At 68.1% G+C, this 21,236-nt stretch carries 20 protein-coding genes; 15 read left to right on the plus strand and 5 right to left on the minus strand.

The genetic code is table 11. The features are described 5' to 3' along the window. Positions 1 to 26: 26 nt before the first annotated feature. Positions 27 to 1,190, minus strand: a complete 1,164-nt coding sequence (locus tag ACWEVR_RS21560; protein WP_452468424.1) for a thiolase family protein — start codon at positions 1,188 to 1,190, stop codon at positions 27 to 29. A gap of 357 nt (positions 1,191 to 1,547) precedes the next feature. Between ACWEVR_RS21560 and ACWEVR_RS21565 the strand changes: the two genes are divergently transcribed. From ACWEVR_RS21565 to ACWEVR_RS21620, 12 genes are read left to right on the plus strand one after another with little or no spacing between them, the layout of a single operon-like run. Beyond that, positions 1,548 to 1,772, plus strand: a complete 225-nt coding sequence (locus tag ACWEVR_RS21565; protein ID WP_452468425.1) for a hypothetical protein — start codon at positions 1,548 to 1,550, stop codon at positions 1,770 to 1,772. Further along, positions 1,772 to 1,969: a hypothetical protein gene (locus ACWEVR_RS21570; protein ID WP_452468426.1), complete on the plus strand. Its 198-nt coding sequence runs from the start codon at positions 1,772 to 1,774 to the stop codon at positions 1,967 to 1,969. The genes ACWEVR_RS21565 and ACWEVR_RS21570 overlap by 1 nt, the downstream gene beginning before the upstream one ends. Next, positions 1,966 to 2,817, plus strand: a complete 852-nt coding sequence (locus ACWEVR_RS21575; protein ID WP_452468427.1) for an MlaE family ABC transporter permease — start codon at positions 1,966 to 1,968, stop codon at positions 2,815 to 2,817. Before ACWEVR_RS21570 ends, ACWEVR_RS21575 begins: the two co-directional genes overlap by 4 nt. Positions 2,818 to 2,845: 28 nt before the next feature. Further along, positions 2,846 to 3,682 (plus strand): ABC transporter permease, encoded by an 837-nt coding sequence (locus ACWEVR_RS21580; RefSeq protein WP_210740100.1) that lies wholly within the window; start codon positions 2,846 to 2,848, stop codon positions 3,680 to 3,682. Between the two features lie 9 nt (positions 3,683 to 3,691). Further along, complete coding sequence (locus ACWEVR_RS21585) at positions 3,692 to 5,116, plus strand: MCE family protein (protein ID WP_452468428.1); 1,425 nt, start codon at positions 3,692 to 3,694, stop codon at positions 5,114 to 5,116. Then, the gene (locus tag ACWEVR_RS21590) at positions 5,113 to 6,135 is read left to right on the plus strand and encodes an MCE family protein (protein ID WP_452468429.1); all 1,023 of its coding nucleotides are present in this window, start codon (positions 5,113 to 5,115) and stop codon (positions 6,133 to 6,135) included. The genes ACWEVR_RS21585 and ACWEVR_RS21590 overlap by 4 nt, the downstream gene beginning before the upstream one ends. Beyond that, positions 6,132 to 7,145, plus strand: a complete 1,014-nt coding sequence (locus ACWEVR_RS21595) for an MlaD family protein (protein WP_452468430.1) — start codon at positions 6,132 to 6,134, stop codon at positions 7,143 to 7,145. Before ACWEVR_RS21590 ends, ACWEVR_RS21595 begins: the two co-directional genes overlap by 4 nt. Continuing rightward, the gene (locus ACWEVR_RS21600) at positions 7,145 to 8,245 is read left to right on the plus strand and encodes an MCE family protein (RefSeq protein WP_452468431.1); all 1,101 of its coding nucleotides are present in this window, start codon (positions 7,145 to 7,147) and stop codon (positions 8,243 to 8,245) included. The genes ACWEVR_RS21595 and ACWEVR_RS21600 overlap by 1 nt, the downstream gene beginning before the upstream one ends. After that, on the plus strand, positions 8,242 to 9,357 hold the full coding sequence (locus tag ACWEVR_RS21605; RefSeq protein ID WP_452468432.1) for an MCE family protein: 1,116 nt from the start codon (positions 8,242 to 8,244) through the stop codon (positions 9,355 to 9,357). The genes ACWEVR_RS21600 and ACWEVR_RS21605 overlap by 4 nt, the downstream gene beginning before the upstream one ends. Next, positions 9,354 to 10,538 (plus strand): MCE family protein, encoded by a 1,185-nt coding sequence (locus ACWEVR_RS21610; protein ID WP_452468433.1) that lies wholly within the window; start codon positions 9,354 to 9,356, stop codon positions 10,536 to 10,538. Before ACWEVR_RS21605 ends, ACWEVR_RS21610 begins: the two co-directional genes overlap by 4 nt. 12 nt (positions 10,539 to 10,550) lie before the next feature. Continuing rightward, entirely contained in the window at positions 10,551 to 11,147 is a 597-nt protein-coding gene (locus ACWEVR_RS21615) for a hypothetical protein (RefSeq protein WP_452468434.1), read from the plus strand. Positions 11,148 to 11,187: 40 nt separating this feature from the next. Next, entirely contained in the window at positions 11,188 to 12,429 is a 1,242-nt protein-coding gene (locus tag ACWEVR_RS21620; RefSeq protein WP_067639169.1) for a TetR/AcrR family transcriptional regulator, read from the plus strand. Positions 12,430 to 12,434: 5 nt separating this feature from the next. Here the strand turns inward: ACWEVR_RS21620 and ACWEVR_RS21625 are convergent, their stop codons facing one another. The 3 genes from ACWEVR_RS21625 to ACWEVR_RS21635 all read right to left on the minus strand — a co-directional run bounded on the left by ACWEVR_RS21625 (position 12,435) and on the right by ACWEVR_RS21635 (position 16,561). Then, positions 12,435 to 13,808 (minus strand): FAD-dependent oxidoreductase, encoded by a 1,374-nt coding sequence (locus ACWEVR_RS21625; protein WP_452468435.1) that lies wholly within the window; start codon positions 13,806 to 13,808, stop codon positions 12,435 to 12,437. Between the two features lie 69 nt (positions 13,809 to 13,877). After that, on the minus strand, positions 13,878 to 15,023 hold the full coding sequence (locus tag ACWEVR_RS21630; protein ID WP_452468436.1) for an acyl-CoA dehydrogenase family protein: 1,146 nt from the start codon (positions 15,021 to 15,023) through the stop codon (positions 13,878 to 13,880). 29 nt (positions 15,024 to 15,052) lie between these two features. After that, a complete protein-coding gene (locus ACWEVR_RS21635) occupies positions 15,053 to 16,561 on the minus strand; it encodes an aldehyde dehydrogenase family protein (protein ID WP_452468437.1) in 1,509 nt (502 codons plus the stop codon). A gap of 215 nt (positions 16,562 to 16,776) precedes the next feature. On the opposite strand from ACWEVR_RS21635, the gene ACWEVR_RS21640 reads away from it, so the two are divergent. From ACWEVR_RS21640 to fadD5, 3 genes are read left to right on the plus strand one after another with little or no spacing between them, the layout of a single operon-like run. Further along, positions 16,777 to 17,763, plus strand: coding sequence for an NAD(P)H-dependent flavin oxidoreductase (locus ACWEVR_RS21640; RefSeq protein WP_067488874.1), 987 nt, complete (start codon positions 16,777 to 16,779; stop codon positions 17,761 to 17,763). Beyond that, a complete protein-coding gene (locus ACWEVR_RS21645) occupies positions 17,760 to 18,566 on the plus strand; it encodes an enoyl-CoA hydratase (RefSeq protein ID WP_452468438.1) in 807 nt (268 codons plus the stop codon). The genes ACWEVR_RS21640 and ACWEVR_RS21645 overlap by 4 nt, the downstream gene beginning before the upstream one ends. Positions 18,567 to 18,590: 24 nt before the next feature. Next, positions 18,591 to 20,165: a fatty-acid--CoA ligase FadD5 gene (gene fadD5, locus ACWEVR_RS21650; protein WP_452468439.1), complete on the plus strand. Its 1,575-nt coding sequence runs from the start codon at positions 18,591 to 18,593 to the stop codon at positions 20,163 to 20,165. Here fadD5 and ACWEVR_RS21655 read toward each other — a convergent pair. Further along, positions 20,155 to 21,180, minus strand: a complete 1,026-nt coding sequence (locus tag ACWEVR_RS21655) for an alpha/beta fold hydrolase (RefSeq protein ID WP_452468440.1) — start codon at positions 21,178 to 21,180, stop codon at positions 20,155 to 20,157. The two genes, fadD5 and ACWEVR_RS21655, sit on opposite strands and share 11 nt — an antisense overlap. Positions 21,181 to 21,236: the final 56 nt, after the last annotated feature.

The following is a 21,236-nucleotide window of genomic DNA, read 5'->3' on the forward strand; positions in this document are numbered from 1 at the left end:
TTCGGGATCGAGGACGCGAGATCGCGTCAGAGCCGTTCGATGATGGTGACGTTGGCCAGGCCACCGGCTTCGCACATGGTCTGCAACCCGTAGCGGCCGCCGGTCTGCTCGAGGTGATTGACCATGGTGGCGAGCAGGCGGGTGCCGGAGGCGCCGAGTGGGTGGCCGAGCGCGATGGCGCCACCGCGCGGGTTCACCCGTTCCGGGTCGGCGCCGAGTTCGTGTTGCCACACCAGCGGCACCGGCGCGAACGCCTCGTTCACCTCGAAGGTGTCGATGTCGTCGACGGTCAGCGACACGCGCTCGAGTGCCTTGCGGGTCGCCGGGACGACGGCGGTGAGCATCAGGGTCGGGTCGTCGCCGACCACCGCGAACGAGTGGAAGCGGGCGCGCGGGGTCAGGCCGAGCTTCGACGCCATCGCCTCGCTCATGATGAGCGCGGCCGAGGCGCCGTCGGTGAGCGGCGAGGAATTGCCCGCTGTCACCGACCAGTCGATCTCCGGGAAACGCTGTGCCATAGCCTGATCGGTGAAGGCGGGGCGCAGGCCGGCCAACCCTTCCACGGTGGTGCCTGCCCGGATGGTCTCGTCGGCGGTGAGTTCGCCCGCGGACACCAGTTCGGCGTCGAACCCGCCCGCCTGCGCGGTGGCGGCCGCGAGACGGTGCGAGCGGGCGGCGAATTCGTCGAGGGTGGCCCGGTCCAGTTTCCATCGCGCGGCGAGGATTTCGGCCGCGATACCCTGGCCGATCAGCCCGTCGGGGTAGCGCGCGGCAAGCGGACCGCGCAGAGAGTCCTTGCCCTGGGTGTTGGAGAACATCGGCGCCCGGCTCATCGACTCGACGCCACAGGCTATGGCGATGTCGTAGGCGCCGGCGAGCACCCCCTGGGCCGCGAAATGCACGGCCTGCTGGCTGGATCCGCACTGCCGGTCGACCGTGGTGGCCGGCACGGATTCGGGGAACCCGGCGGCGAGTACGGCCGTGCGGGAGATGTTGTTGGCCTGTTCACCGCTCTGCGTCACGCAACCGCCGATCACGTCGTCCACCAGGGCGGGGTCGATGCCGGTGCGGGCGACGAGCTCGGCGAGCACACCCGCGAGCAGGGTGGCCGGGTGCACCGACGAGAGCCCACCGCCCTGTTTGCCACGCCCCGAGGGGGTGCGAACCACATCGACGATCACTGCGGACATTGCGTTCCTCCTGCACAGCCACCCCAGCGGCGACATCACCGGTAAGTTACTAGCGATTCTCGTCGACGACAACCAGGTGAGCTCCCGGTCGACTACCTATAGGCAATCAGCGATTCGTGCGCTATGTTACCCGTAATTCTCGTCACAGAGCGAGGAATGCGTAGTAACTTAATCGGTGCAGTCGCCCTAGGTGAGCGCCGTAATCCCCACGCTATCCGACGATCCAGGGGAAGATCCCGAATAGCCGATTCCTTTCTCCCCACCGAACACCAAGCAACATCACTCGACCGTCAGCGACGTCGGCCGCCCACCGGCCCCGCTGATCCACGGTCCTGCAGGAAGGAACAGCGGCACGCCATGTTGCGACGGCTGGACAGATTTCTCAGCTACGAGATGAAGGTGTCCGAATTTCTCGGAACCCTGATCATTCTCGGGATCCCCTACGGCGTCGTCGGGGTGATCTGGACCCTCACCCACACGAGCCACCTGCGTGATCTCCACGGCGCGGACCTGGTGATCTCGTTCCTCGGGTCGATCGTGTGCTGGCCGGTGCTCACCTTCGCGAATGTGACGATGACCTGATGATGGCGCTGGTCTGGGTCATCGATCTGGTGGTGACCGTCGTCAAGATCCTCGGCGGACGTCGCGGGGTGAATCCGGTGCTCCGATTCGGTATGTGGGTCGCCGTTCTGTGCGCGTTCGGGCTCGGCCTCGCCGCCCTCGCCGGACTCGTCGTCCTGCTCGAACACTGGCTCAGCACGAGGATCGGTGCCGCATGACGTCACAACCGGCCACCGAACCGTCCGAGGTCGGACGGATCATCGACAGCGCCACCGGGCTCTGGCGACGACATCCCCAGCGATCGGTCGAGACCCTCGGCAGGCAGGTCCTGCTCGGCAGGTCCGCGATCGTGCAGCTGTTCCTCTCACTGGTGCGGCGACGATTTCCGTTCCAGGAGTTCGTGAAACAGTGCGCCTTCATGGCCAATGTCTCGGCCCTGCCGACCGTCTTCGTCGCCATCCCGGTCGCGGTGGTCGTCTCGATCCAGGTGGGCGCGCTGGTCAACCAGGTCGGTGCGACCACCTTCATCGGCGCGGTCGCCGGGCTCGGCATCATCCGTCAGGGCGCACCGCTGGTGACTTCGCTGATGATCGCGGGGGCCGTCGGTTCGGCGATCTGCGCCGACCTCGGCTCGCGCACGATCCGCGAGGAGATCGACGCGATGAAGGTGATGGGCGTGGACCCGGTGCGCAGGCTCGTCGCACCCCGCCTGGTGGCCGCGGTGGTGGTGAGCATGCTGCTGTGCGGGTTCATCGTGTTCGTCGGCTTCGCCACCGCGTACCTGTTCAATGTGTATGCCCAGCACGGCACACCGGGTTCGTTCATCAGTTCGTTCGCCTCGTTCGCGGTGGCCGACGACCTGCTGGTCGCGCTGTTCAAGGCGGCGATCTTCGGTGCGCTCACCGCGATCATCGCCTGCGATATCGGCCTGCACACCAAGGGCGGTCCCGGCGGGGTCGCGAACTCGGTGAACTCGGCGGTGGTCACCTCGGCGCTGATGCTGTTCGCGACGAACATCATCGTCACCCAGCTCTACAACGCCCTCTTCCCGGCGAAGGTGGTGTGACGTGGCCGCCGAATACATCCCACCCGCGATGCGTCCGGTGCAGGCGCTGGCGGCCACGGCCAAGGTGCCGATCCAGGCCAATCAACGGCTCGGTCATCAGGCCATCGTGTTCTTCCAGGCGCTGCTGGCGATCCCGTTCACACTGCGCCACTACCGCAAGGAGGTCGCCCGCCTCGTCGCCGATGTCGGCTGGGGCAACGGGTCGCTGATCGTCGGTGGTGGCACGGTCGGCGTGGTGATCGTGCTGTGCGCGTTCGGCGGCATCACCGTGGGCATGGAGTCCTACTCGGCGCTGAACCTGCTCACCATGGGCCCGCTCACCGGCGCCATCTCCGGCTTCGCGACCACCAGGGAGATCGCGCCGATCCTCGGCACGCTCGCCTTCGCCATCCAGTCGGGGTGCCGGTTCACCGCCCAGCTCGGTTCGATGCGGATCTCCGAGGAGATCGACGCGCTCGAGTCCATCGCCATCCGGCCGTTGCCGTACCTGGTGACCACCCGGATGCTCGCGGCGACCATCACCATCGTCCCGCTCTACACCGTCGGTCTCGCGGTGGCCTATGTGGCGACCAAGCTGTCGGTGCTGTTCCTTGGCGGCACGACCGCGGGCACCTACGACCACTACTTCTACCAATTCCTGCTCGGCCCCGATGTGTTCTTCTCACTGCTCAAAGTGGTGGTCTTCGTGCTGATCGCCGCCTTCATCCAGTGCTACTACGGCTTCGTCGCCACCGGTGGGCCCGAAGGCGTCGGCGTGGCGGCCGGACGGGCGATCAAGATGGTCATCGTCGTCATGGTGTTCACGAATCTCTTTCTCACGCTTGCGATCTGGGGCATCGACCCCGGATTCCGGATCTCGGGATAGGTCGATCGGATGATTCTCGATCTCAGCGGCCGCGGCCCCAAACCCCTGCAGCTCACCGCCGCGGGCCTGGCGATGATCACCGCGTTCGCGGTCGCGCTGTATCTGCTCGCCCTGCGCTACAACGGCGAGTTCGAGGAAACGGTGACCGTCGGCGCCGACCTCACCAGCACCGGCGACGGCTTACCGCAGCGCGCGGATGTGAAGTTCCGCGGCATGATCGTCGGCGTCGTCGGCTCGGTGGAGATGGTCGCGGCAGGCGAACGCCAGCGAGCCACCCTCGAGCTGAAGCCCGACCTTGCCGAGACGATTCCGGACACCGTCACCGCCCGTGTGGTGCCCGACAACATCTTCGGTGTCTCGTCCATCCAGCTGGTCGACAACGGCGGCGCCACCTCGGGTCTGCGCGCGGGTGCGGTGATCGCCGAGGACACCAGCGAGGCGACCATCCAGCTGCAGACCACGCTCAACACCCTGCGCGACGTGCTCACCACCATCCAGCCGGAAAAGCTCGGCCGGGTGCTCGCCACCTTGTCCGCGGCGCTCGACCCGGCCGGTCGCGTGCCGGGCTCGACGATCGAGCGCCTCGATCAGTGGCTCACGACCGTGCACCGGATCCCCGAGATCGGTGACTTGCTCGGCAATCTCGGGCGTGCGTCGACGGCGCTGAGCCAGTCGGCGCCGGAGCTGGTCGGTGTGCTCGCCGATTCGGTGAACTCCGCCCGCACCCTCAACGAACACCGGACCGACCTGATCGAACTGCTCATGCAGGGAAACAGTGCCGTGGAATCGGTGAACGTGTTGTTCGGTGCGAACCCGAACGCGGGCAAGGAGCTGGTCGCGGGGCTGGACGACCTGCTCGGCGGCATCGCCCGCGATCCCGGCGCACTGCAGACGACGGCGGCCAATCTCAATGCGTCGCTGCGTAACTTGCAGCAGGTCTTCAACTTCGGGCCGCGCAGGCAGATGACCTGGCGAATGGATGTGACGTTCACGCCCTTCCAGCAGTACACCGCCGCCGACTGCCCCCGCTACGGCGAGATGACCGGTCCCCGCTGCGGCGGCCCGACCGTCCCGGAAGTCGCACCGCCGCAGGAGTATCCGCCCGGCATGCTGCCGAACCGGCTCGAGGCCGCGGGGCCCGCACCGGTGGTGCCCGCGGTGCCGCAGCTGCCCGCGCTGCCGAGCATCACCGTTCCGGCGATCCCCGGCCTGCCCCCGATCCCGGGGCTGCCCGCCATCCCGGGGATCACGGCACCGGCCGCGGCGGTCGAACCCACACCCGCCGCCACCCCGGCCGCACAGCGGCTCACCGGCATCGACGCCATATCGGCGCTGGTCGGCGGGAGGCCGACGTTCAGCCAGCTGCTGTTGCTCAGCTCGGTCCTCGGCGACACCCCCCTCGTTCCCGACACAGAAGACGGTGTCCGACAGTGAAATCCACCAAAGCACTCATCGGGTTCAGCCTCTTCGCTGTCCTGGCGACCGTGCTCACCTACACGATCTGGTCGACCCTGCAACGCAGTGTGCCGGGAAATACCAGCAGCTATTCGGCGGTGTTCACCGATGTACTCGGCCTGCGGGTCGGCGACGACGTCCGGATGGCCGGCGTGCGCGTGGGGCGGATCGACAAGATCGATTTCGCCGACAACTACACCGCCCGGGTCGATTTCCGGATCGAGGAACGCCAGCGCCTGACCGATACGACCAAGGCGCTGGTGCGGTACCAGAATCTGATCGGCCAGCGCTATCTCGCGCTGGCACCGGGCACCGACGGTGGCACCGTCATCGCACCGGGCTCGGAGATCCCGCTCGAACGGACCGAACCGTCGTTCGACGTGTCCGCGCTGCTGTCGGGCTTCGAGCCGCTGTTCAGCGTGCTGCAGCCCGACCAGATCAACTCGCTGTCAGAAACACTCATCCAAGCGCTGCAGGGCAACGAGGTGTCGCTGTCGGCGCTGATCACCCAGGCCGCCCAGCTGGCCGCCACCTTCGGGGAACGCGATCAGATCCTCGGTGACGTGCTGAGCAATCTCAGTTCCGTGCTGGCGGGGCTGGCCAATCGCAGCGGCGAACTGGAAACCCTGATCACCCAGACCCGCAGCCTGATGGACGGGCTATACGCCGAAGGAGAATCGTTGAAGAGTTCGGTCGAACGGGTGGCCGGTGCGACGAACTCGCTGGTCACGATCATCGAACAGGTCAAGCCCGGTGTGTCGGACGCCCAGCGCAATGCGACGACGGGCGTGGCGATGCTGCTGGCCAACGGCGCCGCCCTCGATCGCGGCGCGGTGCAACTGCCCGACTTCCTCAACGGCGTGGCCCGCTTCACCCAGTACGGCACCTACGGCAATGCCTACCTGTGCCGCCTCGATGTGTCGCTATGGGGAGTGCTGCTGCCGGAGGGCCTGTTCTCGCAGGTCGGCGGGAACGCGCAGTCGGGGGTGTGCCGATGAACCGGCCCCGCGTCCCGCAGTTCTTGCGGCACAACCGGAATCTGCGGCTCGGTCTGATCGCGGCCGCCTCGGTGCTCGTGCTGCTCGGTGGTTCGAATCTGCTCGCCCGGATCCAGCTGGGCGACAAGACGATTCATGCCGAATTCGCCCAAGCCGCCGGGTTGCGGCCCGGCGCGACCGTCGACATCTCGGGCATCGAGGTCGGCGAGGTGCAGTCGGTGGAACTCGTGAACGACCGGGTCGACGTGGCGCTGCGCATCCGTCGTGACATCCGCCTCGGCGCCGACGCGCACGCGGCGATCGAGATGTCGACCATCCTCGGCAGGCTGCACATCGACCTGCGCCCCGGCGACGGAAAAGGGCTGCCGGACAACCGGATCGAGCTCGCGAACACCACCGTGCCCTACAACCTGAGCAAGGTGATCCAGGACCCGAAGTACTCGTCGTCGTTCGAGCGGATCGAACGCATCGACCCGAACAAGCTGCGCACCGCGCTCGATGTGTTCAGCAGCCAGCTGGGCGACTCCCCCGCCATGGCGGTGCAGGCACTCGACAGCATCGGCGCGCTGGCCCAGGTCATCAACAGCAGGCGCGACGAGGTCGACACCCTGCTGAAAAGCCTGGATCAGGTCTCGCAACTGGTGTCGGACAACCGCAACAGCGTGCTCGTCCTGATCACCAGGGGCGAGGCGATCGGCGCTGCCGTGCAGAAACGCCAGACCCTGCTCACCCAGTTGCTCGACAACGTCGCGCAGATGTCGCGGCTGCTGCAGGAGATGGGCGTCGAGAACAACGGCGAGCTCGCACCGCTGATCACGAATCTCAACACCATGGCGGACGGCCTGACCAAGAACAAGGAGAACCTGGACCGGCTCTACGAGATCGCCCCGGTGACGTTGCGGCAGTTCAACAATCTGCTCGGCAACGGCCCCTACGGGGAGATCTGGGCACCGTGGATCTTCCCGGACAACTGGCTGTGCTTCGCGCAGGCCGTACAGGGGTGCAACTGATGAGGACGACACGTTCGAGCAAACTGGCCGCGCTGTGCCTGGCTCTGGCTGTGACCACCGGCTGTTCTCTGGTTCCCGACAGCGTGTCCGGGTTCGCCGACCGGGCGCTCGGCGAGCAGAAGACCATCAGCGCCGACTTCGAGAACGTCTCCGGGCTCTACCCGGGCAACGAGGTCGCGGTGCTCGGGGTCCCGGTCGGTGTCGTCGATTCGGTGACACCACGCGGCAGCTATGTCGAGGTGGTGATGAAGGTCGATCGCGATGTGCGCATTCCCGCCGACGCCATGGCGGCCCTGATCTCGCCGCAGCTGATCACCAACCGGCACGTCGAACTGGCACCCGCCTACCCCGGGTCGGGTCCCGAGCTCGCCGACGGCGCCCATCTTCCGCTCGGAAAGACAAGAACCCCGGTCGAATTGGACCGTATCCTGGCCAACTTCGATCAGCTCGGTGAGGCGCTGAAGGGCGACAGCCAGAGCGGGCCGATGGCGAGCCGGGTGCTGTTCCCGCTGCTCGACGGCAACGGCGACCGGCTGCGCGCCACGCTCGACGAACTGTCGGCGGCGTTCGAGGTGACCCTGGCCAACAAGGACCAGATCGCCAATGCCGTGGTCCGGCTCGGCGAGATCACCCAGATCATCGCCGACAACGACCAGACCGTGCGCGATTTCAGCGGGCGGATCACCGAACTGGTCGCGCTGTTCGCCCAGCAGTCTCCCGGCTTGCAGGCGGTGCTGAAGCAACTCGACGACTTCATCACCAACACGTCCTCGGTGGTCGGCCAGAACGAGACTCAACTCGCGGGCGCGCTCACCAAGTTCGTCGACATCGCCACCCAGATGCGGGCCAACGCCCGCAATCTCACCGAGATCATCGACGTGGGCCCGCTGATGTTCCAGAACTTCGACAACGCGATCAGCCGGGAACATCGAGCCCTTCGCCTGCACGGCCTGCTCGACAAGATCGTGCTCGACAGCGAGATCCTCGCGACGTTCTGCGAGCGCGTGCAGATGCGTCTGGACGGGTGCCGCACCGGCAAGATCTCCGATATGGGCCCGGATTTCGGCTTGACCGCCGCTCTGTTGGGACTCACGAAATGACCACGCACGCAAAGACACTGCGCAGGACCGTCGCCGTCGCCCTGTGCGCGGCCGCCGTCGCGGCATCGAGCGCCGGCTGCTCGATGACCGTCGCCCAGTTGCCGATGCCCGAGCCCGGGATCGGTGGTCCCGGGTACACCGTGCACGCCACCTTCCGCGACGCGCTCAACCTGCCCGACCGCGCCCACGTGAAGATCGGCGGCACCGATATCGGTGTGGTGACCGGCATTTCGACCACCTCGTTCCTCGCGGATGTGGAGATGCTCATCCGCGACGACATCCGGCTGCCGCAGGGCACCACCGTGGAGTTGCGGCAGGCGACGCCACTGGGCGACGTCTTCGTCGCCATGACCCTGCCGAGCGAAGCGAACGCCGGTCCGCCGCTGCGCGAGGGCGCGACCATCGGCACCGAGCACACCGCCTCGGCCGCCTCGGTCGAACAGCTCATGATGTCGGTCTCGATGCTCATCAACGGCGGCGGCATCAATCAGGCCGCCGAGATCACCTCCGAGCTGAACTCGATCTTCGCGGGCAAAGCACCTCAGCTGCAGCACCTGATCGGCGAGATGACCTCGGTCATCACCGCGCTCAACGAGCGCACCGGCGACCTCGACGCCACCCTCGGCGGGTTGCAGGTGCTCACGGGCGAATTGGCCAGGCGCAAGGCCGAACTCGGTGCGGCGGCCGACAGTTTCCCCCAGTTGATCGGGCTGTTCGCCGAGAACAATCAGGCGATCGTCGATCTCATCAACCGGGTGGCGATCACCATGGACGCCCTCGGTGACTTCAGCGCCACCAACGGGCCGCAGTTCGTGAGCCTGTTCCAGAGCATCCAGAACCTGATGAACGGGTTCGTGGGAATGGGCGACGACCTCACCGGCGCCCTCGACGGCTTCGATCAGATCTATCCCTCGGTGATGGACAGCATGCGGGGGCCGAACCTGTCGGTCGGGGCGATCCTGTCCTACCTCGATGTCGGCGCGGTCACCGATCCCACCGGCAGCCGCTGGCCCGACGGCACCGATGTGCCCGCCTTCATCGGCAGCCTCGCCGAGGTGATCGCCAAGGTCACCGGCCGTCTCAACAGCACACCGCAGGAGGGTCCGCGATGAACTCACCCTTGTGGCAGTGGCTGGTGCGGCGCCGCGTCGCGGTCGCCAACGCCGGCCTCGTCGTGGTCCTGGTGCTCGGCGCCCTGTACCTGGGCGGGGTGGTCCTGCGGATCGACCCGACCGATTCGCCCTACGAGGTGACCGTCGAACTGGCCACCTCGGGCGGGCTCACGGCGGGCAGTGATGTCACGTTCCGTGGGGTCCGGGTCGGCCGGGTCCAGGACGTGCGTGTCTCCGGTGACGGCATCGCCGCCGTGGCACAGATCGAGGAGGGCACCCGGATCCCGCGGGGTGGCCGGGTGGCGGTCGCCCGCCTGTCGGCGGCCGGTGAGCAGTACCTGGATTTCCGCCCGGAGACCGAGACCGGCCCCTATCTCGAGGACGGCGCCGTGATCGCCCGCGCAGACACCGCGGTGCCCGTGCAGGTGCAGTCGGTGCTGGCCAATATGACCGGCCTGGTGAGCGGGCTGAATCCCGAACGCCTCAATGTCATCGTCGACGAACTCGACAAAGCTCTCGCCGGTGGGCCGGACGGGTTGCGCAATATGATCTCCGGGCTCAGCCGTGCGATGGCCGGGCTCACCGACCTGCTCCCGCAGACCGAGCACCTCCTGCGCAATCTCCAGGTCATCGCCTCGACCACCGCGCACGCCCAACCCGACCTCGGCACCATCACGCACGCGGGTAGCGCGCTGTTCCAGCAGTTCACCGCCGCCGACGCGGAGTTGCGGCACCTGCTCGAGGAGGGGCCTGGTCAGCTGGCCACGCTCGGCGGGTTCGTCTCGCGCACCCAGGACCCGATCACCGACCTGGTGACGAACTTCGTCGCGATCACCCGGGCGGCCAAACTCCGCCAGCCCGCCATCGAGCTGCTCTTCCCCACGCTGAGCCGCTTCGCCGAGGCGGTCGGCATCCCGGCCCACGACAATGCCTTCTTCACCCTGGTCGATCCGTGGCCGCGCCCGACCTGCGACTACGACACGGTCCCGATCGTGCCGACCACGCCGACCACCGACACCAGGGTGCGGCTCTACAACTACTGCGTCACCGACAACCCCGCGCTGCAGGTGCGCGGCTCGGCCAACGCGCCACGGCCCCCGGGCCCCGACAACGGCGCGGGCCCGCCGCCCGGGGCGACCGGAGACGAACTGTCCCAGCCCGCGGTGCCCGCACCCCGATAAGGAGATGACCTCATGAGCACAGACGAAAAAGACAGCGGCACAACCGAATCCGATACCCCCGCCGCGGATACCCCAGAACCGACCGTCACCGAGCGGTGGACCGCCGAGCGCAAGTCCCTCGTCCTGCGAGCGGCGGCAGCACTCGTCGTCGGCGCCTCGGTGGCGAGTTCGGTGATCCTGTTCCTCGAGAACAAGGAGAGCAAGGACCTGCTCGCCGCCCAGCAGGGCGCCCGCGAAGCAGCCTGCCGCTACGCCCCGGTCCTGGCCGACTACGACAGCAAGAGCCTCGACGGCTATTTCCAGGCCGTCCTCGACGGCGCGACCGGCGACTGGAAGAAGCAGTTCGAAGCGACGAGCACCGAGCTGCGCGAAGCCCTCACCCAGGGCCAGGTCACCTCGAAGGCCACCGACACCCAGTGCGCCCTGCGCACCGGCGACGAGGACTCCGCCGAGGCCATCGTGGTGATCGGCACGACCATCTCGAGCCTCGGCACCGAGCACAAGGCCAAGCCGGGCCAGCTGTCGATGGTGATGAGCCTGCACAACGACGGTGGCCGCTGGCTCGTCGAGAAGGTGAACTCCCCGCTGACAGCGACGCCCGCCCAGTGACTCCAGCGGCCGGTCCGACCGGGTACCGACAGGCGATAGCATGACAAGCGAGATGACGAGCAAGCAGATCGACGAACCCGCCGCCCCGGCACGGCAGATCCGCCGCAGGCCGAAGAACCGGCGCGCACAGATCGCGGCCGAGTCCGCGGCGGCCTTCGGTGCGCACGGCTACCACGGCGTGAGCATGGACGACATCGCCCGCAGGCTCGACATCAGTTCCGCCGCTCTCTATCGCCACTTCCCCAGCAAATACGCGCTGTTCCGGGAGGAGTTGCTGCGGCTGTCGGGGCTGGCGCTCAGCGCGGTCGAACTGCCGCCGGAGGCCGAAGGCTGGTCGCCGAGGGAACGTCTCGATCATGTCTTCGACGCGATCATCGCCGCCACGGTCACCAATCGGCCGACTGTGGCGCTGGCCCGGTGGGAGCGGCGGTATCTGGAGCCCGCCGACTTCACCGAGTTCACCGGGCAGTTCGTCACCGCGATCGCCGCACTGCGTGGCCTGATCCGTGACGTGCGCCCCGAACTCGACGGACACGACCGTGCCGTGCGGGCGGTGTCGGTGTTCGCGGTGGTCAGCAGCATCGGCGACCACCACGCGAGCCTGTCGGCCAAAACCCTTGCCCAGCTGTTGAAGTCGACTTGCTGGGCACTGGTCGACGCCGATCTGCGCGGCGAGCCGAGCACGGCGGCGGCCCGGCGGGGCCCCGACCTGCCGCAACCGTTCAAACACGAACTGCTGCTGCGCAAAGCGGTCGAGCTGTTCCACGAGCGTGGCTACCCCAATGTGAGTATGGAAGACATCGCCGTGGCCGCCGATCTGTCGGCGGCCTCCGCGGTGTACCGCTACTACCGCAGCAAGAGCGACCTGCTCGCGGCGGCGTTCCGGCGTGCCGCCGACCGGGTGTCGGCGGCGATTCCCACGGCGATCAACACCGCCGGGACACCCGCCGAGGCGCTGGGCACGCTCATCGATCTCTATGTCGCCGGGTCTTTCGACGAACGGGCGCTGACCTTCGTGTATTACGCCGAGTTCACCCATGTCGACCAGGCCGATCAGGTGACCTTGCGGCACCTGCAGCAACTCATCATCACCGAGTGGGCGAAACTCGTCGCCGAGGCCAGGCCGGAGCTGTCGATCGGTGAGGCCAGGATTCTGGTCCATGCCGCGTTCAGCCTGGTGGTCGACCTCGGACGCGTCTTCGGTGACGACGGGATCTGCCCGCAGGACCTCGTGGTCCGGCTGCTCCAGACCGTCACCCTCGGTCGGCCGCTCCCCCGCTGAGTCGTTCAGTCGCCGCGCGCCACCGCACGGGTGGCCGCGCGGGCGGCGACGAGCACCGGATCCCACACCGGCGAGAACGGTGGCGCGTAGCCGAGGTCCAGGGCGGTCATCTGCTCCACCGTCATCCGCGCGGTGAGCGCGACCGCCGCGATGTCGACGCGTTTGGCCGCGCCCTCGCGCCCGACGATCTGCACGCCGAGCAGCCTGCCGGTGCGGCGTTCGGCGAGCATCTTCACCGTCATCGGTTCGGCGCCGGGGAAATAACCCGCGCGCCCGGTGGATTCGATGGTGACCGTGTGGAACTGCAGGCCGGCTCGCTCGGCGTCGTCCTCGAGCAGACCGGTGCGGGCGACCTCGAGATCGCACACCTTGCTGACGGCGGTGCCGACCACGCCGGGAAAGGTGGCATACCCGCCGCCGATGCCCGTGCCGATCACCTGGCCGTGCTTGTTGGCGTGGGTGCCGAGGGCGATGTGTACCAGCTCACCGGAGACCAGATCGAGCACCTCCACGCAGTCGCCGCCCGCCCAGATGTCGTCGTGACCACGCACCCGCTGGGCGAGATCGGTGAGAAGGCCGCCGGATTCGCCGAGCGGCAGACCCGCGCGCCGGGCCAGGTCGGTGGCCGGTCGTACGCCGAGACCGAGGACGACCACATCGGCCGGGTACTCGGTGTCGGCGGTCAGCACCGCGCGCACGTGCCCATCGGCATCGGTACGCATACCGGTCACCTCGGTGCCGGTGACCAACCGGATGCCCATGCCGAGCATGGCTTCTCGGACCAGGGCGCCCACATCGGGATCGAGTGTCGACATGGGCTCCGGACCCCGGGTCACCATGGTGACCCGGAACCCGCGGCGGATCAGTGCCTCGGCCATCTCGACCCCGATGTAGCCCGCGCCGACGACGACGGCGTCGCGTCCCGACGACGAAACCAGCGCCTCGATGAGGTCCTCACCGTCGTCGAGGGTCTGCACGCCGAACACACCGTCGGCGTCGATGCCGGGCAGCGGCGGGCGGATCGGGGTGGCGCCGGTGGCGAGCACCAGTTTGTCGTAGCCGGTCCAGGCCTCGTCGCCGGTGTCGAGGTCACGCGAGAGCACTTGCCGCCCAGCGACATCGAGCTCGATCACCTCGGTGCGCATGCGCAGATCGATCGCGCGAGCACGGTGTTCCTCGGGTGAACGGGCGATCAGGTCGTCGGCCTCGGCGACGTCACCACTGACCCAGTACGGAATGCCGCACGCGGAATACGAGGCGTGGCTGCCCTTCTCGAACACCACGATCTCGAGTTCGTCGGCGCCGCGCAGTCTGCGCGCCTGCGAGGCCGCCGACATGCCTGTCGCGTCGGCGCCGATGACAACCATGCGTTCGGCCATGCCGACCACGGTAGCGCGTGGGTTCTCGCCGCCACCCCCCAACGGTCGCGGCGGCGAGAACCCCACGGGTCACAGACCCAGCGTGCGCCCGATGATGTCGCGCTGGATCTCACTGGTGCCACCGAAGATGGTCGACACCAGGGCGCCGCGCACATGCTTTTCCATGTCGAACTCGCGCGCGTACCCGTAGCCGCCCATCATCTGCATGCCCTCGAGCGCCACCCGCTTGGCGGTCTCGGTGGCCTTGAGCTTGGCCATCGAGGCCTCACGCGCCAGCATCTTGTCCGGATTCGCATCGGCCTCGCGGGCCACGCTGTAGATCAGCAGCTTGGTGCATTCGATCTCGGTGGCCAGATCGGCCAGCCGGTGCCGCAGCGCCTGGAAGGTGCCGACCGGCCTGCCGAACTGTTTGCGCTGGGTGACGAACTCCAGAGTGTCGGCGAAGGCACGCTCGGCGGCACCGAGACTCATCGCGGCCAGGATCAGCCGCTCGAAGTTCAGGCCGGTCATGAGCTGACGCCAGCCGTTGCCCTCCTCGCCGACCACCGCGTCCTCGGGGAGCACACAGTCGGTGAAGTACAGGTCGTTGGTTTCGGTCTGGTTGCCCATCAGCTCGATCGGGGTGATCTGCAGCCCCGGGGTGTTCGCGGGCACGTGGAACATGGTGAGCCCCTCGTGCTTTCCGCCCTCCTTGGAGGTGCGGGCCACCAGCAGGATGTTCTCGGAGATGTGCGCGTTGGAACACCAGGTCTTCTGGCCGTTGATCAGCCAGCCGTCGGCGGTCTTGACCGCCTTGGTCGACAGGTTGCCCACATCCGAGCCCGCCTCGGGTTCCGACATCGAGATCGACTGCGACGCACCGCGAACGATGCCGCGCAGCACGTTCTCCTTCTGCGCGTCGGTACCGAACTTGGCGTAGGCGCCGCCGGTGATCAGGGTCGGCCCGATCGCGCCGATCGGCAGCATGCCGCGGTGGGTCTCCTCGAGCAGGATGCACATGTCGACCATCGAGGCCGCCGACCCGCCGTACTCCTCGGGCACCGTCAGCCCCAGCCACCCGAGCTCGGCCATCTTCGCGTAGACCGCCGGGTTGTGCTGTTCTCTGTCGTGATCGGTGAGCTCGTCACGCTGCGCCCTTGTCCCCGCCTCGCGCTTGGCGAACGCGGCGACCGCCGCGGCGAAATCCTTCTGTTCCGAGGTGAATTCGACGCCCATACTGTTCCTCTGCTTCCTGATTGCTGGGTCTACTTGGCGCGGCCGAAGCGGCGCACGGTGAGTTTCTTGACCATCGCGATGGTCGATTCGGTTCTGGCGAAGGACTGCAGCGCCATGCCGGGAATCGCGAAGCGCTGCCGCGCGATCGAATGCGGGCGGGTGAAGCCGAGCAGTCCGGCCGCACCGTGGATCCGGCCGACGCCCGACTCCCCCACACCACCGAACGGCAGCGCGGGAATGGCGGCATAGGCGGCGGGACTGTTCACCGAGGTGGCGCCCGCCCGCAGCTCGCGCGCGATGGCCATGCCGCGTTTGCGGGAGAACACCGACGAGGCGAGCCCGTAGCGGGAGTCGTTGGCCAGGCGGATCGCCTCGGCCACATCCTGGACCTTGCGCACCGTCAGGGTCGGGCCGAAGGTCTCCTCGCGCACCGCGAGGGAGTTCTCCGGGACGTCGACGAGCACGATCGGGCGGACGAACGGCGCCTCGATCGAATCGGCGCCACCGACCAGGGCGGTCGCGCCGTCGGCGAGGGCGGCGTCGACGTGCTCGGCGACCACGTCGACCTGGGCGGGCAACGTCATCGGCCCGTAGGCGGCGTCGCCGTCGGAGCCCGGTACGAGCTCGCGCACCCGCTTGGTCAGTTCGGCCAGGAACTCGTCGTACACCGAGGCGACCACATAGCAGCGTTCGGTGCCCACACAGGTCTGCCCGGAATTGGCCATCGCCGACCACACGATCGCGTCGGCGGCCGCGGCCACGTCGGCGTCCTCGGCGACGATGGCCGCGTCCTTGCCACCGCATTCCAGTACGACCGGGGTGAGCCGCTCGGCGGCCGCCGCCATGATCCGCTTGCCGGTGGCGGTCGAGCCGGTGAAGGCGATCATGTCGACACCGGACTCCACCAGTGCACGGCCGGTCTCCCCCGGGCCCGTCACCACACTCAGGATCCCCTCGGGCAAGCCGGGATTGGCCTCGGTGAAGGCGTCCACGTACCAGTGCCCGATGCCGGTGGTGAGCTCGCTCGGCTTGAACACGACGGTGTTGCCCGCGGCCAGGGCGTAGGCGATGGACCCGTTCGGGGTGTACACCGGGTAGTTCCACGGGCCGATCACACCGACCACACCGTGCGGGCGTTGCTCGATCACCGCCTCGTGGTTGGCCATCATCAGGCCGGGCCAGACCTTCTTGGGTTTCAGGACCCGCTGCGCGTTCTCGGCGGCCCAGTTCAGATGTTCGACCGCGGTGATGATCTCGAGATAGGCGTCGTCGAGCGGTTTGCCGTTCTCCGCGTGGATCAGCGCACAGAACTCGTCGGCGCGCAGCACCAGCTGGGACGCCCAGCGTTGTAACGCCCGCTTCCGCTCGGTGAACCCGAGTTCGCGCCATGACTGTGCGGCCACGCGAGCCTGCGCGACGACGGCCGCGACCCGCGCGGCGTCGTCGACCGGCCAGCTGCCGACTGGCTCGCCGGTCGCCGGGTTCGCGGTGGCGATCATTGTCGCAGAAATCGGTGTTGCGGTGGGGGTTTCGGTCATTGTCGACCTTCCTTCAGGTCACTCGTTCGCGGTGTGGCGGTGCGCGGTTCCACTGGGCGGGCAACTCGCCGCACGAGGTGTTGACAGGCCGCGTCGGCCGCCATTAAGTTAATCACAATTCTCGCTAAGTTAATCATGATTCTGTCCGGTTGCCCAGAGCCGTCCTGGTTCTGCCCGCGACCGGCGGGAACGTCTGAATCCGGAGGGAGAGCGCGATGCTGCGCACCCGATTCACCGAGGCATTCGGTGTCGAGCACCCGATCGTGCAGGGCGGGATGATGTGGGTCGGCCGCGCCGAACTCGCCGCCGCCGTGTCCGAAGCGGGTGGTCTCGGCATCATCACCGGCCTCACCCAGCCCACGCCGCAGGCGCTGCGTGAGGAGATCGCCCGCACCCGCGATCTCACCGACAAGCCGTTCGGGGTGAACCTGACGATCCTGCCGTCCATCACGCCGCCGCCCTACGAGGAGTACCGGCAGGCGATCATCGACGGCGGGGTGAAGATCGTCGAGATCGCCGGCGGGAATCCGGCCACCCACCTGCCGTTCCTCAAGGACGCGGGCATCAAGGTGCTGCACAAGTGCACCAGCGTCAAGCACGCCCTCAAGGCGCAGCAGGTCGGTGTCGACGGTGTGAGCATCGACGGCTTCGAATGCGCCGGGCACCCCGGCGAGAACGACACCCCCGGCCTGGTCCTCATCCCGGCCGCGGCTCGTGAGCTCGAGATCCCGATGATCGCCTCCGGCGGGATCGCCGACGCGCGCGGCCTGGTCGCGGCCATGGCGCTCGGCGCCGACGGGGTGAACATGGGCACGAGGTTCCTGTGCACCGTGGAGTCACCGATCGCGCACGCCGTGAAGGAGAAGATCGTGGCCAACACCGAGCTCGACACGAAGCTGATCTTCCGCACCATGCACAACACCGCCCGGGTGGCCGACAACGCCGTCAGCCGCCAGGTGGTCGAGATCGAGCGTGGGGGCGGCACTTTCGCCGATGTGCGTGACCTGGTCGCCGGTGCGCGCGGGCGAAAGGTCTACGAGGAGGGCGACCTCGACGCGGGCATCTGGAGCGTCGGCCAGTGCCAGGGCCTCATCCACGACATCCCCACCTGCGCCGACCTGATCGACCGAATGGTGCGCGAGGCCGAGCAACTGATCGCCGACCGCCTGGCCGGCTCGATCGTCGAGGCGGTGGCCCGATGAGCGCGAGCGTTCTCAGCACCGAGGAACACGGCGTCCTGCGGATCACGATCGACCGCCAGGCGCGGATGAACGCCATCGATCTGGCGACCATGACCGAGCTGTGCGACCTGGTCACGGCGGCCGCGACGACGCCGTCCGTGCGAGTCATCGTCCTGACGGGGGCGGGGGCGGCCTTCTGCACCGGTGCCGATCTGGCCGCGGCCAGCGCGGCGGGTGGCAACGAGGCGTCCCCGGAGGTGGTGATGGATCGCGCCAACGATCTCATCCGGGCCATCGTCGATTCACCGTTGCCGGTGATCGCGCAGGTCAACGGTCCCGCCGCCGGTGTCGGCACGTCCATCGCCTTGGCCGCCGACCTCATCTACGCCGCCGAGGACGCCTACCTGCTGCTGCCGTTCACCTCCATCGGGCTGATGCCCGACGGCGGTGCGACGGCCGTGGTCGCGGCGTCCATGGGCCGCGCCCGCGCCGCCGAATTCGCCCTGCTCGGCGCCCGATTGCCCGCGACCGAGGCCGCCACAGCGGGCCTCATCACCCGCGCGATTGCGTCGGAAGAGCTCGGCGCACACGTCGAAACCGTCGCCGCCAAGCTCGCCGCGGGACCGCGCCGGGCACTGCAACTGACCAAGGCCGCGCTCAACGCGGCCACCCTCACCGGGCTCGAGGCCGCCCTGGCCAGGGAGAAGACCGGCCAGTCCGAACTCCTCACCTCCGCCGATTTCCTCGAGGGAATGACCGCGATGCTCACCCGCCGGGCGCCACGATTCGACGGCGCCGTCCACCCCATCACCGATCCGGCCTGAGTCCGGCGTTCCGCAGGAGACGAGATGTCAACCGCTACCGAACCGATGCGCTCGCGACGCAATCACTGGATGAACCAGATCGCGATCCACGCCACCACGATTCCCGATTCGCCCGCGCTGCGGTTCCTCGGCAAGACGACCACCTGGGGCGAACTGCACGACCGCGTGCAACGCCTGGCCGACGCGCTCGCGCGGCGAGGGGTCGGCCAGGGCGACCGGGTGATGATCCTGATGCTCAACAACGCCGAGTACATCGAGTCGGTGTTCGCGATCAACACCCTCGGCGCCATCGCGGTGCCGGTGAACTTCCGGCTCACCCCGCCCGAGATCGTCTACCAGGTCACCGACAGCGGTGCGCGCACGATCATCACCGACGCGGTCCTCGCCCCGCTGGCCGGGGCCGTCGCCGCGCAGACCGACGCGCTGGCCACCCGGATCGTGGTCGGCGGCACCACCGGTGACGGCGTCCTCGGCTACGACGACCTGCTGGCCGAACAGGGCGACCCGCACGAGCCGCTCGATATTCCCGAAGACAGTGCCGCGCTGATCATGTACACCTCGGGCACCACCGGTAACCCCAAGGGCGCGGTGCTCACGCACCTGAACATGAACTCTCAGGCCCTCACCTGTATCCGGGCCATGCAGTACCGCGCCGACGACATCGCCTTCTGCGCCTCACCGCTGTTCCACATCGCCGGATTGGGCAGTGTTGCCGCGTGTTTCGTGCTCGGCGCGCTCACCGTGATCCACCCGCTCAAGGCCTTCGACGCCACCGAGGTGCTCGACGCCTGGGAGCGCGAACGGGCCACCTCGGTGTTCCTCGTGCCCGCCCAGTGGCAGATCGTGTGCGCCGATCCCACCGTGGCGCAGCGGGATCTGCGTTTGCGTGTGATCAGCTGGGGCGCCGCCCCCGCCTCCGACACCGTGCTGCGCGCGATGGCCGAGACGTTCCCGAACGCATTGAATGTGGCGGTGTTCGGGCAGACGGAGATGTCACCGATCACCTGTGTGCTCGACGGCGAGGACGCGATCCGCAAACTCGGTTCGGTCGGCAAGCCGATCCCGACCATCGCCACCCGCATCGTCGACGACGAGATGAACGATGTCGGCCCCGGCGAGGTGGGCGAAATCGTCTACCGCGGACCGACCTTGATGCGCGAGTACTGGAACAACCCGCGCGCGACCGCCGACGCGTTCGCCGGTGGCTGGTTCCACTCGGGCGATCTGGTGCGCCGCGACGAGGAGGGCTTCGTCTACGTCGTCGACCGCAAGAAGGACATGATCATCTCCGGTGGCGAGAACATCTACTGCGCCGAGGTGGAGAACGTACTGTTCGCCCATCCCCGCATCCGGGAGGCCGCGGTGATCGGCCGGGCCGACGACAAGTGGGGCGAGGTGCCCGTCGCCGTCGTGGTCACCGAGGACGGCGCCGACATCACCCTGACCGACCTCGCCGAGCACCTCGACACCCACCTGGCGCGCTACAAGCACCCCAAGGCGCTGGTGGTGGTCGCGGAGCTGCCGCGCAATGCGGGCGGCAAGGTGGTCAAGCACGCACTGCGCGCCGAGCACGGTTCGGCGCAGGTGGTCAGCGGCTGAGGAACTCGTCGATCGCCGGCCAGGTGATCTGCGCGGCGGTCGCACTGGCGAGCAATCCCAGGTGACCGCCGCGCACCTCGACGAATTCCACCTCGGCGTTCGGCAGCACGTCCAGGCCGCGCCGAACCGAGGAGGCGGGCACCACCGCGTCACCCCGGCTGCCGAGCAGCAGCACGGGGCAGGTGACCTTGGCCAGTTCGATCACCAGATCCGAACGCAGCCGGATGTAGCCCTCGGCGAGTTCGTTGCGCAGCACCAGGCTGCGGTGGATCTGCCAGTAGGAACGCCCCGGGTAACCGGGCATCGAGGACATGAACCGCTCGGTCGCCTCGAGCCGGGCCAGCGCCTCGGTGTCCAGCGCGTTGCGGATCAGGTAGGCGGGCTTGGTGATCTCGCGGTCCAGTGCCTGCAACCGGAAGCCGAGACGCACGAATTCCTGCGGGATACCACCCATGATCCGGGTGGCCAGGGCCATCTCCTTGCCACCGGTGACCTTGGCGGCCAGGCGCATCGGGGCCAGCAGTGGGGTGCGACGCTGGTCGATGGGGGCCGCGAGCGCGGTGATGGACGCGATCGGCAGGTCGGCGTTGGCGGCGGCGGTGAGCAGGGCGAACACCCCGCCCAGCGACCAGCCGATGAGGTCGACCGGCCGGTCGTGTTCGGCGGCGACCCGCGCGATGGCCTCGGGCAGGATGTCGTCGATCCAGTCCTCGAGGCCGAGATTCCGGTCGGCGTAACCGAATTGGCCGTAATCGATCACGTAAGGCTGTCGCCCCTGCTCGATCAGGTGGCGGACCAGGCTCTGGCCGGGACGCAGATCGAAGCACGCCGGGGTCACCGCCAGCGGCGGCACGAGCAGCACCGGATTTCCCCCGGCGTGGCCGGCTTCGTACCGCTTCAGATGGCGGTGCGGGCGCTCGTACACCGTCGTCGACGGGGTGGGCTCGCCGGATTCGAGCCCACCGCCGAACGAGACGGCCCACACATTCCGTACCGCGCGCGGTACATCGGTCACGATCCCCACCGATAACCCCTTATCTCACCGGCTGCCGTCGGCAGTCCCTACGGGCC

The sequence above is a fragment of the Nocardia sp. NPDC003979 genome (genome assembly GCF_053605015.1).